We start from the raw sequence: 15,022 nt of genomic DNA on the forward strand, positions 1-15,022 counted from the left end.
ATGGTCCGCCGGCTGACCCGGGCCGACGTGCCGGCCGTGGACGTGCCCGCCGGCGGGCTCGGGGCGGCGGCGGCCGAGGCCGACCTCGTCCTCCTCGAGGCGAACGCCGTCGGCCCGGCCGAGTTCGCGGCCGTCCCCGGCTCGCGGGCGGCGGCCGCCGTGGCCCGCCACCGGGGCGCGCCGGTGTGGCTCACCGTCCCCAGGGGCCGGCTCCTGCCCGCCCGCCTGTGGGACGCGCTCGCCCGCCGGGTCGACCTGCTCGGCGACCCGTGGGACGCCGAGGTCGAGGTCGTCCCGGTGGACCTCGTGGACCGGGTGGTCGGCCCGGCCGGCGTCGTCGACGTGGCGACGGCGCTGCGGGCCGTCGACTGCCCGGTCGCCCCCGAGCTCACCCGCTGATGCCGTCCCGGCGGGACCTGATCCGCATGTCGGCCGAGGAGGTCGACGCCTTCCTCGCCGGCCGGCACTCGATGAGCGTCGCCACCGTCGGCCCCGGCGGCGCCATCCACCTCGTGGCCATGTGGTACGGCTTCCTCGACGGCGCGCCGGCGTTCTGGACCTACGCCAGGAGCCAGAAGGTGCGCAACCTGGAGCGCGACCCCCGGTGCACGTGCCTGGTCGAGGCGGGCGAGGCGTACGGCGACCTTCGCGGGGTGGAGCTGGTCGGGCGGGGCGAGGTGCTGGCCGACCGGGCGGCCGTGCTGGCCGTCGGCCGGAGCGTGTGGGAGCGCTACACGGGGCCGTGGGACGACGCCGCGGCGGCCGCCGTCGCCGCCGTGGGGGCCAAGCGGGTGGCCGTCCGCCTGGACGTCGAGCGGGTCGTCTCCTGGGACCACACCAAGCTGGGAGGCACCTACTGAGCCGGGAGTAGGGTCGGCGCCATGGGTGAGATCGTCGAGTTCGCGAGCAACGGCGGGACGGCGTCGGGCTACCTGGCCCGGCCCGAGGGCGCAGGTCCCGGCCTCGTCGTCATCCAGGAGTGGTGGGGGCTCGTGCCCCACGTCAAGGACGTGTGCGACCGGTTCGCGGCCGAGGGGTTCACCGCCCTCGCCCCGGACCTGTACCGGGGCCGGAGCACGACCGAGCCGGACGAGGCCGGGAAGCTGATGATGGCGATGAACATCGGCGAGGCGGCGAAGGACATGTCGGGCGCCGTCGACTACCTGCTCGGGAGCGACGCCGTGCGGGGCGAGGGCGTCGGCGTCGTCGGGTACTGCATGGGCGGCGGCCTGGCCCTGGTGCTGGCCTGCCACCGGCCCGACGCCGTGCGGGCCTGCGTGCCGTACTACGGGCTGATCCCGTGGGAGGGCGCCCAGCCGGACTGGTCGCAGCTGCGGGCCCACGTCCAGGGCCACTACGCCGGGAAGGACGAGTTCTTCACGCCGGACAAGGCGAGGGCGCTGGAGGAGACCCTCCGCGGGCACGGCGTGGACGTCGAGTTCTTCATCTACCGCGACGCCGACCACGCCTTCTTCAACGACGATCGGCCCGAGGTCTACGACCCGGACGCGGCGGGCGAGGCCTGGTCCAGGACGCTCTCGTTCCTGCGTGAGCACCTGGGCTGATGGCGCCCACCGCCGACCCGGTCGTCCGCTACCTCGAGCTCGGCCTCGCCCTCGGCCGGCACGTCGACGGCCTGGTCGACGCCTACTACGGCCCGCCCGACCTGGCCCGCCGGGCCGAGGCCGAGCCGCCCCACCCGCCCGACGCGCTCGCCGCCGAGGCGGCCCGGCTGGTGGCCGACCTCGACGCCGGCGTCGACCCGGACCCGCCGGCCGACCCGCTGACGCCGGCCCGCCGGGCCTGGCTGCGGGCCCAGGTCGTCGGCCTGCACACGACGGCCGGGAAGCTGTCGGGCGAGGACATCGGCTATGAGGACGAGGTCGAGCGGTGCTACGGCGTCCGCCCCCGCCGCGTGCCGGAGGAGGACCTGGCCGCCGCCCACCGCCGCCTCGACGAGGCCCTGCCCGGCACCGGCCCGCTGGCCGAGCGGTACATCGCCTGGCGGGAGTCCCAGGTGGTGCCGCCCGACCGGCTCGACCCGGCGATCCGGTCCCTCGCCGAGGACCTGAGGGAGCGCACCGACCGCCTGTTCGGCCTGCCCGAGGGCGAGCACGTGGAGTTCGAGCTCGTCACCGACCAGCCGTGGTCGGGGTTCAACTACTACCTCGGCGACCTCCGCAGCCGGGTGGCCATCAACGTCGACCTGCCGGTGCTGTCGACCAGCCTCGGCCACCTCGTCGCCCACGAGGCCTACCCCGGCCACCACACCGAGCACAGCCGCAAGGAGGTCGGGCTCGTCCGGCGGCGGCGGTGGCTGGAGGAGACGATCGCGCTCGTCGGCACCCCGTCCTGCCTGATGGCCGAGGGCCTGGCCGACCTCGGCCTCGAGGTGGTCGTCGGCGAGCGGCCCGAGCCGGTGGTGGCCGAGCACCTGCGCCCGCTCGGCATCCCCTACGACGCCGAGGTGGTGGCCGCCGCCGCCGAGGCCGGCGACGCCATGTCCGGGGTCCGGGGGAACGTCGCCCTCCTGCTCCACGCCGACGGGGTCGGCGAGGAGGAGGCCGTCTCGTACGCCGAGCGTTGGGGGCTGCTGCCCCGCAACCGGGCCGAGAAGCTGGTGCAGTTCCTCACCGACCGGACCTGGCGGGCGTACATGACCTGCTACGTCGAGGGGCTGCCGCTGTGCCGGCGCTACGTGGCCGGCGACCCGGCCCGCTTCGAGCGCCTGATCACCGAGCAGCTCACCCCGGCGGACCTCCAGGCCGCGGCCTGACCGGTGGACGAGGCCGACCTCCGGGCCCGCAACGCCACCTACCGGCGCTTCGTCGAGCTCGGCCGGGCCCCGTCACCGGCGGAGGTGGCGGCCGAACTGGGGACGGGGGAGGCCGAGGTGGCCGCCGCCTGGCGCCGCCTCCACGACGGGCACGCCCTCGTCCTCGACCGCGCCGGCGGGCTGCTCATGGCCCACCCGTTCTCGGCCGTGCCCACCGCCTACCGGGTGCAGGCGGCCGGCCGGTCGTGGTTCGCCAACTGCGCCTGGGACGCGTTCGGCGTGTGCGCCGCGCTGCACGCCGACGGGGACGTGGAGTCGGCCTGCCCGGACTGCGGCGACCCGATCGCCTTCGGCGTCCGCGACGGCCGGCCGACGGACGGGTCCCTGCGGTTCCACTGCCTCGTCCCGGCCGCCCACTGGTGGGACGACATCGTCCACACCTGACGGACCATGCTGCTCTTCCGGTCGGAGGAGCACGTGGAGCGCTGGCTGGCCGGGCGGCCGCCGGGGGTGACGACGCCGGTCGGCACGCTCGCCGCGCTGGCGCAGGGGTGGTGGCACGACCGGCTCTCGCCCGACTGGCGGCCCCACACGAGGGAGCAGAACCAGGCCATCCTCGAGGCGGTCGGGCTGACGGGGGACTTCTGGCGCCTGCCCTAGCGGGTAGGGCGCCGTCATGTCCGACGACTCCACGCCGCAGCCCATCACGCCGAACCAGATCGTCGTCCGCGACGTCACCCACTACCAGTTCACCTGGACCGAGTCCGCGCCAGGCGAGGACGGCGTGTGGACCTGCCAGCTCATCCTCGACCAGGGCGCCGACGAGTACGTCCTCCGCCTGAGCGAGGACGACGCCGACAACCTCCAGGACCTGTTCGCCTCGGCCGGCCGGGTCACCTTCGACCTCGAGCGGCGGGTGCTGATGTTCGGCACGCGACCCGTCGGCAGCTGACGCCGGGGGCGGGCTCCGGCAGGTGGCGGGCGCCGGGCCGGGCTTCGTAGGCTCGGCGCCATGTCCGCCCGCACCCGTGAGATGCCCCGCCGCTCGTGCCTGTCCGTGCCCGGCTCCAGCGAGCGGTTCCTCGCCAAGGGCCCGAGCGTCCCGGCCGACATGACCTTCCTCGACCTCGAGGACTCGGTGGCGCCGCTCGAGAAGGAGGGGGCGCGGGCCAAGGTCGTCGACGCCGTCAAGAACCTGGACTGGGGCGACCGGGTGCTGTGCGTGCGGGTCAACGCCTGGGACACGAAGTGGACCTACGCCGACGTCATCGAGGTCGTCGGCGGGGCCGGCGAGCGCCTCGACGAGGTGATGCTGCCCAAGGTGCAGACGGCCGCCGAGGTCGTCGCCCTCGACCTGCTGCTCACCCAGGTGGAGGAGAACGTCGGCCTGCCCGCCGGGCACATCGGCATCGAGGCCCAGATCGAGACCACGCGCGGCCTCATCAACGTCGAGGAGATCTGCGCGGCGTCGCCCCGGCTCGAGACGATCATCTTCGGCCCGGCCGACTTCGCCGCCAGCATGGAGATGCCCGTCCTCACCGGCGGGGTGGCCATCCCCGAGTACCCGGGCGACCACTTCCACTACGTGTTCTCGAAGATCCTGATGGCCGGGCGGGCCAACGGCCTCCAGGTCATCGACGGCCCGTTCCTGAAGGTGCGGGAGCCCGACGCCTTCCGGGAGTACTGCCAGCGGACGAGGACGCTCGGCTACGACGGCAAGTGGGCCCTGCACCCGGACCAGGTGACGATCCTGAACGAGGTGTACTCGCCGACCCAGGAGCAGTTCGACCGGGCCTGGGACATCCTCGAGGCCTACCGCGAGGCCACCGAGGGCGAGGGCGAGCGCAAGGGCGCGGTCATGTTCGGCGACGAGATGATCGACGAGGCCTCCCGCAAGATGGCGGCGAAGTTCGTGGCGAGGGGCGAGCGGGCGGGTCTGCGGCGCTCCGCCGGGTAGTGGACCGCCCGTGAGGGCGATCGCCGGCACCGCGCCGATCGACGTGGTGATGCCGGCCAGGAACGAGGCGCCCACGGTCGCGGCCAACGTGGCCGCCGCCCTCGGGTGCGCCTACGTCCGCGAGGTGCTCGTCGTCGACGACGGCTCCACCGACGGCACCGGCGACGTGGCGGCCGCGGCCGGCGCCAAGGTGCTGCGCCGCGACGCCCCCGCGGGCTCGAAGGCCCACGCCATGGCCGCCGGGGTCGCCGCCAGCGACGCGCCGGCCGTCCTGTTCGTGGACGCCGACTGCACCGGCCTCACGTCCGTCCACCTCGACGACATCTGCCGGCCCTTCGTGGAGGGCCGGGCCGTCATGTCGCTCGGGGCCTTCGACTACGGCCGGTTCTGGAACCCGTTCGTGCTGCGGTGGCCGCCGCTGTCGGGCGAGCGGGTCGTGCCCCGCTGGGTGTTCGAGGCGATCCCGCCCGGGAAGCTCGACGGCTACACCATCGAGGTCAGGATCAACGAGGTGATCGCCGAGGGTCGCCTGCCGACCGTGGCCCGCACCATGCGGGGGGTGTCCCACCGCACCAAGCGCGACAAGTTCGGCCGGCTCGACGGCCTCCGGCGGACGTGGTGGATGTACCGCGACCTCCTGTCGCTGCTGCTCGGCAAGGTCCGCTGGCGGACCTACTGGTACTACCTGCGGGGATTGACCGTGGAGTAGGGGTGGGGCCGTCTACGCTCCGCGGGCGTGGGGGGTTGCCGGCCGGGCGCGCGCCTGGCCGCCGTGGTCGTCGCGCTGGTGCTGGCCGCCGCCTGCTCGCGCGGCACCCCGCCGTCGGCCGCCCTCCGGGAGGCGGGCGGCGCCCCGTCGACCGGCGAGGGCGACGGCGCCGGCGCGGGCGTCGAGGCCACCGGCGCCACCACCACGACGGCGCCGCCGGTCGAGGTCACCATGGCGTTCACCGGCGACGTGCTGGCCCACGCCCCGATCTCCCGCCAGGCGGCCGCCTACGGCGGGGCGTCGGGCGTGGCCTACGACTACGGCCCCATGTTCGCCAGGGTGGCGCCGATCCTGTCGGCCGCCGACGTCGCCGTGTGCCACCTGGAGACGCCGCTGTCGCCCGACGACACGAACCTCAGCACCTACCCCGTCTACAACGTGCCCCACGAGGTGGCGACGGCGCTGGCCGGGGCCGGCTGGGACGGCTGCACGGTCGCGTCCAACCACGCCATGGACGCCTGGGACCGCGGCGTGCACGCCACCCTGGACCTGCTCGACGCCGCCGGCCTGCGCCACTCGGGCACGGCCCGCAGCGCCGAGGAGGCCGCCGCGCCGACCATGTACGAGGCCAGGGGGGTGACGATCGCCAGCCTGTCCTACACCTACGGGCTGAACGGGTTCACCCTGCCCGACGACCAGCCCTGGCTGGTCAACCTGATCGACCCCGACCGCATCCTGGCCGACGCCGCCGCCGCCCGGCAGGCCGGGGCCGACCTCGTCGTCGTCCACCTGCACTGGGGCGAGCAGTACCTGACGGCGCCGACCGCCGACCAGTCGGCGCTCGCCCGCCGGCTGCTGGCCTCGCCCGACGTCGACCTGATCGTCGGCGCCCACGCCCACGTCGTCCAGCCGGTGGAGCAGATCGACGGGGAGTACGTCGTCTACGGGCTCGGCAACTTCCTCTCCAACCAGTCGCCCGAGTGCTGCGCGCCCGGCGCCCAGGACGGCGTGATCGTGACCGCCCAGGTCCGGGCCCCGGCGGACGGGCCGGCCACGGTGACCGGCCTGGTCGTCACGCCGACCTGGGTCGACCGCTCGGACTACACGGTGCTGCCCGTCGCCGCCGCCCTCGACGACCCGGCCACCGAGGCGTGGATGCGGCCGACGCTCGAGGCCTCCTGGGACCGCACGATCTCGACCCTCGTGTCGATGGGCGCCCCCGGGATCCTGGCCTCGGACTACCCCGGCCCCGGCTAGAACCAGGGGGTGACCGAGCGCTGGGACGCCATCGTGGTCGGCGCGGGCGCCATGGGGTCAGCCACGGCGTGGTGGCTGGCCCGGCGGGGGCGGTCCGTCCTGCTCCTCGAGCGGTTCGAGCAGGGCCACGGGCGGGGGTCGTCGCACGGCGGGGCCAGGATCTTCCGCTTCGCCTACCCGGACGTCGACTACGTCCGCCTCGCCCAGCAGGCCCTGCCCCTGTGGCGGGAGCTGGAGGACGAGGCCGGCGTGCCCCTCGTGGACCAGCTCGGCGGCGTGGACCACGGCCGCCCGGACGCCGTGCAGGCGGTGGCCGACGCCCTCGCCGCGGCGGGCACGCCGGGGGAGTGGGTGCCGTCCGCCGAGGCCGAGGAGCGCTGGCCGGGGTTCCGCTTCGAGGGGCCGGTGCTGTTCTCGGCGAGCGGCGGTCGGTGCCGGGCCGACGACGCCGTCCGCGCCCTCCAGGACCGGGCCGCGGCCCACGGGGCCGACGTGCGCTTCGGCGAGGGGGCCGAGTCGGTGCTGGCCGGCCCGGGCGGGGACGAGGCCGTCGTCCGCACGGCGGCCGGCGAGCACCGCGCCCCGGTCGCCGTCGTCACGGCCGGCTCGTGGGTGGCCAAGCTGCTCGGCGCCTCCGTCCCCCTCCCGCCGACGGTCGTCACCCGGGAGCAGCCCGTCCACTTCCCGGCGGCCGACCCGGCGGCCGAGCCGACCTGGCCGAGCTTCATCCACCACCGCGAGCCGTGGACCTACGGGTGCGCCACGCCGGCCGAGGGGGTCAAGGTCGGCCTGCACCACACCGGCCCGCTGGTCGACCCGGACGAGCGGGACTTCGAGGTCGACGCCCCCCTGGTGGCGAGGGTCGTCGAGTACGTCGAGCGCTGGCTGCCCGGGCTGCGGCCCGAGCCCCGGTTCCCGACCACCTGCCTCTACACGACGACCCCGGACGAGGACTTCGTGCTCGACCGCAGGGGCCCGATCGTCGTCGCCTCCCCGTGCTCGGGGCACGGGTTCAAGTTCACCCCGGTGATCGGGCGCATCCTCGCCGACCTGGCCGATGGCCGGCCCGGCCCGGGCGGGCGGTTCAGCCTGCCGGCACCCGCTCCAGCAGCCGGCGGGCGATGACCTTCAGGCACAGGGTCTCGTCGGCGCCCTCGAAGATCGACAGCACCCTCGCGTCGACGAAGTAGCGGCTGACCGGGTACTCCTCGGCGTAGCCGAACCCGCCGTGCACCTGCATGGCCTCCCTCGTCACCCACTCGGCGGCCCGGCACACGTAGGCCTTGACCATGGACGCCTCGAGCGCGCCCTGGCCCTTGGCCATCATCCGGGCGACCACGTAGGCGAACTGGCGGGCCGCCTGGGTGACGACGGCCATGCGGGCCAGCTTCGCCCTGGTGAGCTGGTAGGAGGCGATCGGCGCGCCGAACACGACCCGGTCGGCGGCGTAGCTCCTGGCCGCCTCGAACGCCGCCTGCATCACGCCGACGGCCCTGGCCGCCGTCTGGAGCCGGCCGTTCTCGAACCCCTCCATCTGCGAGTAGAAGCCGCGGCCGAGGCCGGCCTCGCCGCCGACCAGGCAGTCGCCGGGCACGACCCAGCCGTCGAAGGCGATCTCGTAGGAGTGCATGCCCCGGTAGCCGATCGTGTCGATCGGCCGGCCCTCCATGCGCCCGCCCCCGTCCTGGGTGAACAGGAACCCGCCGGCGTCGCCCCTCGGCTTGGGCACGACGAACAGGCTGAGGCCGCGGTGGCCCTTCCCCCGGTCGGGGTCGGTGCGGGCCAGCAGCATGAGCACGTCGGCCCTGGCCCCGAACGTGCACCACGTCTTCACCCCGTTGACGGCCCAGCCGCCGTCGACCGGCGTGGCCGTCACCTTGAGGTTGGCGACGTCGGAGCCGAAGTCCGGCTCGGTGACGGCGACGGCGGCCATGACCTCGGCCGACGCCAGCTTCGGCAGCCAGTGCCGCTTCTGCTCCTCGGTGCCGCCCTTCACGAGCGCCCTCGTCAGGATCTCCGGCCGGGTGATGAGCGACCCGCCGGCGCCGAGCGACGCCCTGGCCAGCTCCTCGGTGGCGACGACCATGGCCAGGTAGTCGCTCTCGCCGCCCGATGCGAACCCGCCGTACTCCTCGGGCACCGACAGGCCGAAGCCGCCCAGCTCGGCCAGCCCGGAGATGACCTCCTCGGGGATGTCGGCGTTGGCCCGGTGGACGTGCTCGGCGACCGGCGCGATGCGGTCATCGGCGAAGCGCCGGAACGTGTCCCGCACGAGCTCGAAGTCCTCGTCCAGGTGGCGGGGGCCGCCGTCGGCCACCAGGTCGGCCAGCGAGGCGAGGAAGGCGGGGTCGCGGTGGGCGACGACGAACGGGTGGCAGATCTCGAGCGGGTCGGAGGCGAGCCCCCAGTCGGCCTCCCTGCCCCACACCCTGGCGACCAGGTCGGCGACCGCGTCGGCCACGAACGCGCACGCGATCGCCGCCTCCACGTCGCCCTTGGCGCCGTAGTCGAGCAGCGCCCGCCCGGTCTCGACGGCGGCCGCGGCGTGGGCCAGGTCGTAGGCGACGACCTGGTTGGCGTCGACCCCGCCGTGCCCGGCGAGGTGGCGGGCGGCTCGTTCGACGACGTGCTCGGCCCGCTCGATGGCGGTCGCGGCACCGGCGAGGTCGGGGACGGGGGCGGTCATGGCCGCCCAACGTAGCGACCGCCCCGGATCAGCGGCCACGCCGGGCGAGGCGGCGCATGGCCTCGACCTCGCCCGGGTGCAGGTTGCCGTCCTTCGCCTTCCACTCGACGACGGCGGGCACGGCGGCCATGGCGGCCCGGCGGTCGAGCCCGGCGACGACGAGCTCCGCGAAGCGGGCCTGGAAGGCGGCGACCACGACCCGGGCGGCGCCCTCGACGGGGGCCTGCGCGGCCCGGCACAGCAGCCAGGTCATGGCCACGTCGGCCGCCGGCGCGCCCCGCCCGGCGTTGGCCCAGTCGACCACGACCGGGCCGGCGGGGGACATGAGCACGTTGGCCGGGTGGAGGTCCATGTGGACGATGGCGTCGCCCGGCACGCCGGCTGGGGCGAGCGCCATGCCCTCGGGGGCGGCGACGTCGTGGAGGCGGCCGAGCAGCGAGGCGAGCGTCCTGGCGTGGCGGCGGGCCCGCCACGGCCGCCGGGCGAGGTCGTCGAGCATCGTCGGCCCCTCGACCCGCTCCATCACGAGCGAGCCGTCGGGGAGGACCTCGTCGACGCGGGGCACCGGGTAGCCGGTGGCGTGGACGGCGGCCATCACCGTCGCCTCGCCGGCCAGGGACCGCCCCGACCGCGGCCGGCGGAGCACCCGCCCGCCGCCCACGTCGAAGATCTCCGAGTCCCGCCCCGAGGCCAGCAGCGGTCCCGGCGCGTCGCCCACGCCCGCCGACCGTACCCGGCCGCCGCTCAGAGCACGGCCTGCGGCGCCCGGTGGACGGCGCCGAGCGCCTTCACCCGCTCGGCGGTGACGTCGACCGCCGCGACCACGTACCGGGTGAACCCGTAGGCCGGCAGCACCTCGGTCGAGGTGACCGCCGAGAACGCCCACACCGGCACGAGGTAGCCCTGGGCCTCCTGCGGCGGTAGGGCCAGGTACCCGAGGGCGGCGTCCGTCACCTCGACGGTGGCGTCGTCGCCGAGGTCGGCGAAGGCGTGGTCGGCCGTGAACACCTCGTAGGCCCGGTCGGCGGGCAGGACGGGCACGAGGTCCTCGGCGACGGCGTCCCGCCAGAAGCGGTACCACCCGACGATCTCGCCGCCGTCGCCCACCGTCACCTGCGCCTTGGCGCCCGGGCCGAACACGGGGACCCCGGCGAGCTCGTAGGAGAAGCACACCTGTCGGGCGACGGTGACGGCGACCGGCTCGCCGCCGCGCTCGGCCCTGAGGGCGACCGACCGGGCGACGGTCGGCTCCCGGAGGGCATCGGACGCGAGGTCGTGGTCGGCGAGGAACGACCGGGCGATGCGCGCGGCCTCCCCCTCGTCCGGCAGTTGCGGCTCGGCCCCGCGGGCCTCGCCGTCGTGGGCGTCGAGGGTCCAGCGCAGCGACCCGCTGGCCCGGAACACCTCGAGGGAGGAGCGCTCGTCGCGGACGACGACGAAGCGCCCGTCGTCCCTCGGCGACGCGCCGATGCCGAGCCGCCGGGCGAGGCGCGACGCCTCGCCGACGTCGATGCTCGGGGCGGGGGTCCGCTGGAGCGGGAGCGCCCTGCGGTCGTCGGACAGGCGGACGCGCCGGTCGTCGATGCGGAAGTCGGCAGGCATGTCGGCCCCTCTCAGCACGCGCCCCGCGCGTACGCGAGGACGGTCGGGTCGTCGGGGTCGGCGCTGACCGTGCCGGCGCCCCACCAGTGGTCCTCGTAGGTGTCGGTGCCCGGCGCGTCGGCCCGCAGGTAGGCCCACTGGGTGCCGGACGGCTCGGTGTCCTGGGCCGCCCTGATCCACGCCTGGCGCACCGTCCACCCGGCGTTCAGGTACTGCGCGAAGTAGCGGCCCCGCTTGCTCTCGTCGGCGCAGGTCGTGTGGAACCCGCACATCACGTGGAGGCCGGCGAACACGCCCCAGCCCCAACGGTCGAAGACCCCCGACTCCTGGAGCACCTCGCAGGCGTCGACGGCGATCCACTCGAGGTCGCCGTCGCCCCAGCGGACGTCGCCCGGCCGGGTCGTGCCGTCGTCCGAGGTCGCCACCCCGAACAGGAGGCCGGTCGACGAGCCGTGGCCGGAGAAGAAGGCGATGTCGACGTCGTCGATCCAGGTGGTGTCCGTCCCGGCCGACGGCGATCCCTTGCCCGACGACTCGAAGTCCTGGTCCCAGGCGAGGTCGTCGCCCCAGTTGAAGGCGCGGACGCCGTTCAACGTGTTGTAGAAGCCCTCGGCCTGGGCCCTGGTGTTGCTCAGGTCGTTGGCCCTGCCGTGGTACTGCTGCACCCACTCGATCCCGATGCGCGCCATGGCGCCCCCCGTTGTCGGTGACCTCGGGTGGACGAGCGCGCCCGGGCCGGGCGTGATACGTCGGTCAGGCCCTGCGGACGGCGGCGACCAGGTCGTCGACCGGCGGGCGGTCGGCCGGGCCGCCCGAGCGGTGGACCATGACGACGCGCCCGTCGCGGCCGACGACCACGTCGCCGCCGAGCTGGAGGGTGTCGCCACCGACCCGCTGGAGGCGGCGGCCCCGGCGGAGCAGCTGCCCGTACCGGCGCAGCGTGGCCGGCCCCCACACCCGCCACCACGGGCCCCGCCCGAGCCCGTAGGCCCGGTACACCGCCCGGTCCTCGTCGCTCAGCACGGGGTAGGGCAGGCCGAGCCTGGCCCGGTGGCCGCGGAGGACCCGCTGGGGCGCGAACGTCACGAGGGCGACGGCGGCGTCGCCGAGGTCGTCGAGGCGGTCGCGCACGGCGACCGCATGCTCCTGGCAGGGCAGTCAGGCGAGGTGGCGGTGGAAGATCAGCACCACCGGCCGGCCGAGGTGGTCCGCCAGGCGCCACCGGCCGCCGGCCCAGTCGGGCAGGTCGACGTCGGGCGCCGGGTCACCGCAGTTCGGGGGCACGGGCGCCAGCATGCCCGACGGTGGCCTCGGTGGCCTCGGCGGCCTCCTGCTCCCGCGCCCGCAGGTCGGCGAGGAACTCGGCCCCCGGCCGGGGCGCGCCGAGCAGGAACCCCTGGGCCCGGTCGCAGCCGAGCTCGGTGAGCCGGCGCAGCGCCACCTCGTCCTCGACGCCCTCGGCCACGACCCGCAGGCCGAGGTTGTGGCCGAGGTCGATGATCGAGCGGACGATGGTGGCGTCGCTCTCGTCGCTGCTCATCGTGGCCACGAACGACCGGTCGATCTTGATCTCGTCGAGGGGCAGGTGCTTCAGGTAGGACAGCGACGAGTAGCCGGTGCCGAAGTCGTCCACGCTCGACGCCACGCCCAGCTCGCTCACCTCCCGCAGCACGGAGAGGGCGAGCAGCGGGTCGTCCATCAGGTGGCTCTCGGTGATCTCGAGGGTCAGCCGGCCGGTGGGCAGGCCGGTCCGCCGCAGCAGCCGGGCCAGCCACGGCGCCAGCTCCGGCTCGTAGAGGTTGCGCACCGAGAGGTTGACGGCGACGCCGAGGTCGAAGCCCTCGCCGGCCCACCGGCAGCACTCCTGCACGGCCCGCTCGATCACCCACCGGGTGAGCGGCTGGATCAGGCCGGACAGCTCGGCCAGCTCGATGAAGTCGCCGGGGGCGACGAGCCCGTCGCGGGGGTGCTCCCAGCGCACCAGCGCCTCGGCCCGCACCACCCGCCCGGAGCGGAGGTCGACGAGCGGCTGGAAGTGGAGGGTCAGCTCCTCGTCGGTGAGCGCCCGCCGCAGCTCGCCGAGCAGGGTGAGCCGCCGCACGCTCGACTTGTCCTGCTCGGCGGCGTAGGTGGCGAAGTCCCACCCGCTGCGCTTGGCGAGGTACATGGCCACGTCGGCCCGCTGCACGAGCTCGTCGGCGTGGTCGGCGTGCTCGGGGTAGTGGGCGATGCCGATGCTGGCGCTCGACTGGAGGCGCAGCCCGTCGATGCTGAACGGCTGCTCCAGCGCGTTGGTGATCTTGCGGGCCACCACCTCGGCCCCGGCCCGGGACACGTCGGTGGTGAGGAGCACGGCGAACTCGTCGCCGCCCAGGCGGGCGATCGTGTCGCACTCCCGCAGCACGTCCTCGAGCCGCCGGGACAGGGCGACGAGCAGGCGGTCGCCGTGGTGGTGCCCGAGGGCGTCGTTGACCTCCTTGAAGGCGTCGAGGTCCATGACGAGCAGGGCGACGGCCGACCCCTCGCGGTTGGCGGTGACGAGCGCCTGCTGGAGGCGGTCGAGGAGCAGCACCCGGTTGGGCAGGCCGGTGAGGTCGTCGTGGGTGGCCTGGTGGCGGAGCAGCTCGGCCGACCGGGTCGCCGCGGTGACGTCGTCGAGGGAGACGCCGACGGCGTCGCCGGGCAGCGGGAAGGCCCGCACCGAGAACAGCCGCTCCTGGTCGACCGGCCACTCGACGGCGAAGGCCCGGTGGGTGCGGACGACGCCGGCCAGCCGGCGGGGGAGCACGGTCTTCACCAGCGAGGGGAAGGCCTCGACGACCAGCCGGCCGACGAGGTCGGCGGGGTCCCGGCGCAGCAGGCGCCCGGCCTCGGGGTTCACCGCCACGATCCGCAGCGACCGGTCGTCGTCCCGGTCGTCCAGGCGGACGACGAACAGGCCGACGGCGATGTTCTCGACGATGTCGGCGAACTGCCGGACCCCCTCCTCGGCCTGCCGCCTGGTGGTGACGTCGACCATCAGGCCCCGGACCCGCACGGGGCGGCCGTGCCGGTCCCGCTCGATGCGGACCACGTCGTGCACCCAGGCGGTGGTGCCGTCGGCCCTCACCATCCGGTACTCGAGCTCGTGGTCCCTGCCCTCCTCCTCGGACTGGAGGCAGTAGGCGATCACGGCGTCGCGGTCCACGGGGTGGAGGTGGCGGGGCCAGAACTCCGGGTCGTCGACCCAGTCGGCGGCCGAGTAGCCGAGCAGGCTCTCGGCCCGCCCGGAGATCCAGCGGATCGACGCGCTCCCCGGGTCGCTCTCCCAGACGACGGCGTCGAGCCCGGCGACCAGCTCGGCGTAGCGCTGGCGGAGGATGCGCTCCAGGGCGACGACCGAGGTGACGGTGAGGACGACGACGGTGCCGGAGATGGCGAGGCCGAACACGCCGACGATGCCCTGGGGCGGCTGGGAGACGATCACGGCGACCGACATGCCGGCCACGGCCACGGCCAGGCTGCCGACGGCCTGGCGGCGGCCGAAGGCGACGGCCGTGAGGGCGAGGTCGGAGATGGCGACGATCAGGGTGGCGACGAACGTTCGGGGCTCGACGGCCGTGAAGGCGGCGGCGAGGAACGGGCTGCTCCACACGAGCGCCGTCGGGAGCCGCCGGGTGCGCCGCCAGAGCAGGTGCAGGCCGACCTCGTAGGGGAGGACGAGGGTGACCATGGCGGCCGCGATCCACAGGCGGTGCGGGCCGATGGCCGGGACCAGCGCGGCGGCCAGCGCCAGGGCGACGACGCCGGCGTGACGGGCGAGGAAGACGCGGGACCAGAGCAGCTCGCGCCAGATGACCGCCTCCGGCACCTCGAGGCCGTGGTCGCCCGTCGGCTGGAGGTGCAGGGGCGCGTCGTCGTGCTCGGGCGCGGCGACCACGTCCCCCCGCCGGGGGGCGCCGACGATCACGCCCGTCCCGCTAGGGGGCGGGGTCCGCACGTTGTGCACCCACGTCGTCCTTTCGGCCGATCGGTCCCGGAGTTCAGCCCCGCCTC

The 15,022-nt window shown here is 75.1% G+C and carries 18 protein-coding genes; 11 read left to right on the forward strand and 7 right to left on the reverse strand.

Annotated elements, in window-relative coordinates; all coding sequences use genetic code 11:
- The 11 genes from VGB14_00920 to VGB14_00970 form a co-directional block, all read left to right on the forward strand.
- A partial coding sequence (locus tag VGB14_00920; protein ID HEX9991465.1) for a hypothetical protein occupies positions 1–399 on the forward strand: 399 nt, incomplete at its 5' end.
- The gene (locus VGB14_00925) at positions 399–860 is read left to right on the forward strand and encodes a TIGR03618 family F420-dependent PPOX class oxidoreductase (GenBank protein ID HEX9991466.1); all 462 of its coding nucleotides are present in this window, start codon (positions 399–401) and stop codon (positions 858–860) included. The genes VGB14_00920 and VGB14_00925, both read left to right, overlap by 1 nt.
- 21 nt (positions 861–881) lie before the next feature.
- Entirely contained in the window at positions 882–1,565 is a 684-nt protein-coding gene (locus VGB14_00930; GenBank protein HEX9991467.1) for a dienelactone hydrolase family protein, read from the forward strand.
- Positions 1,565–2,776, forward strand: coding sequence for a hypothetical protein (locus tag VGB14_00935; protein HEX9991468.1), 1,212 nt, complete (start codon positions 1,565–1,567; stop codon positions 2,774–2,776). Before VGB14_00930 ends, VGB14_00935 begins: the two co-directional genes overlap by 1 nt.
- A gap of 3 nt (positions 2,777–2,779) precedes the next feature.
- The gene (merB, locus tag VGB14_00940) at positions 2,780–3,220 is read left to right on the forward strand and encodes an organomercurial lyase (GenBank protein HEX9991469.1); all 441 of its coding nucleotides are present in this window, start codon (positions 2,780–2,782) and stop codon (positions 3,218–3,220) included.
- A gap of 6 nt (positions 3,221–3,226) precedes the next feature.
- Positions 3,227–3,436, forward strand: a complete 210-nt coding sequence (locus tag VGB14_00945; protein HEX9991470.1) for a hypothetical protein — start codon at positions 3,227–3,229, stop codon at positions 3,434–3,436.
- A 16-nt stretch (positions 3,437–3,452) separates the two neighbouring features.
- The gene (locus VGB14_00950; GenBank protein ID HEX9991471.1) at positions 3,453–3,728 is read left to right on the forward strand and encodes a hypothetical protein; all 276 of its coding nucleotides are present in this window, start codon (positions 3,453–3,455) and stop codon (positions 3,726–3,728) included.
- Between the two features lie 60 nt (positions 3,729–3,788).
- Positions 3,789–4,733, forward strand: a complete 945-nt coding sequence (locus VGB14_00955) for a CoA ester lyase (GenBank protein HEX9991472.1) — start codon at positions 3,789–3,791, stop codon at positions 4,731–4,733.
- A 10-nt stretch (positions 4,734–4,743) separates the two neighbouring features.
- Entirely contained in the window at positions 4,744–5,442 is a 699-nt protein-coding gene (locus VGB14_00960; protein HEX9991473.1) for a glycosyltransferase, read from the forward strand.
- Between the two features lie 27 nt (positions 5,443–5,469).
- Entirely contained in the window at positions 5,470–6,699 is a 1,230-nt protein-coding gene (locus VGB14_00965; protein HEX9991474.1) for a CapA family protein, read from the forward strand.
- A 9-nt stretch (positions 6,700–6,708) separates the two neighbouring features.
- Positions 6,709–7,824, forward strand: coding sequence for an FAD-dependent oxidoreductase (locus tag VGB14_00970; GenBank protein ID HEX9991475.1), 1,116 nt, complete (start codon positions 6,709–6,711; stop codon positions 7,822–7,824).
- Here VGB14_00970 and VGB14_00975 read toward each other — a convergent pair.
- The 7 genes from VGB14_00975 to VGB14_01005 form a co-directional block, all read right to left on the reverse strand.
- Entirely contained in the window at positions 7,784–9,385 is a 1,602-nt protein-coding gene (locus tag VGB14_00975; protein HEX9991476.1) for an acyl-CoA dehydrogenase family protein, read from the reverse strand. The two genes, VGB14_00970 and VGB14_00975, sit on opposite strands and share 41 nt — an antisense overlap.
- Positions 9,386–9,413: 28 nt before the next feature.
- Positions 9,414–10,103: a phosphotransferase gene (locus VGB14_00980; GenBank protein ID HEX9991477.1), complete on the reverse strand. Its 690-nt coding sequence runs from the start codon at positions 10,101–10,103 to the stop codon at positions 9,414–9,416.
- Between the two features lie 26 nt (positions 10,104–10,129).
- Positions 10,130–10,987: a hypothetical protein gene (locus VGB14_00985; GenBank protein ID HEX9991478.1), complete on the reverse strand. Its 858-nt coding sequence runs from the start codon at positions 10,985–10,987 to the stop codon at positions 10,130–10,132.
- A gap of 11 nt (positions 10,988–10,998) precedes the next feature.
- On the reverse strand, positions 10,999–11,676 hold the full coding sequence (locus tag VGB14_00990; protein ID HEX9991479.1) for a DUF6345 domain-containing protein: 678 nt from the start codon (positions 11,674–11,676) through the stop codon (positions 10,999–11,001).
- A 64-nt stretch (positions 11,677–11,740) separates the two neighbouring features.
- Positions 11,741–12,118 carry an AhpC/TSA family protein gene (locus VGB14_00995; protein HEX9991480.1) on the reverse strand — a complete coding sequence of 126 codons (378 nt, stop codon included), beginning with the start codon at positions 12,116–12,118 and terminating at the stop codon, positions 11,741–11,743.
- Positions 12,119–12,145: 27 nt separating this feature from the next.
- Positions 12,146–12,271: a hypothetical protein gene (locus VGB14_01000; protein ID HEX9991481.1), complete on the reverse strand. Its 126-nt coding sequence runs from the start codon at positions 12,269–12,271 to the stop codon at positions 12,146–12,148.
- The gene (locus VGB14_01005) at positions 12,252–14,936 is read right to left on the reverse strand and encodes an EAL domain-containing protein (protein HEX9991482.1); all 2,685 of its coding nucleotides are present in this window, start codon (positions 14,934–14,936) and stop codon (positions 12,252–12,254) included. Before VGB14_01005 ends, VGB14_01000 begins: the two co-directional genes overlap by 20 nt.
- Positions 14,937–15,022: the final 86 nt, after the last annotated feature.

The organism is Acidimicrobiales bacterium (assembly GCA_036399815.1).
GTDB lineage: Bacteria > Actinomycetota > Acidimicrobiia > Acidimicrobiales > DASWMK01 > DASWMK01.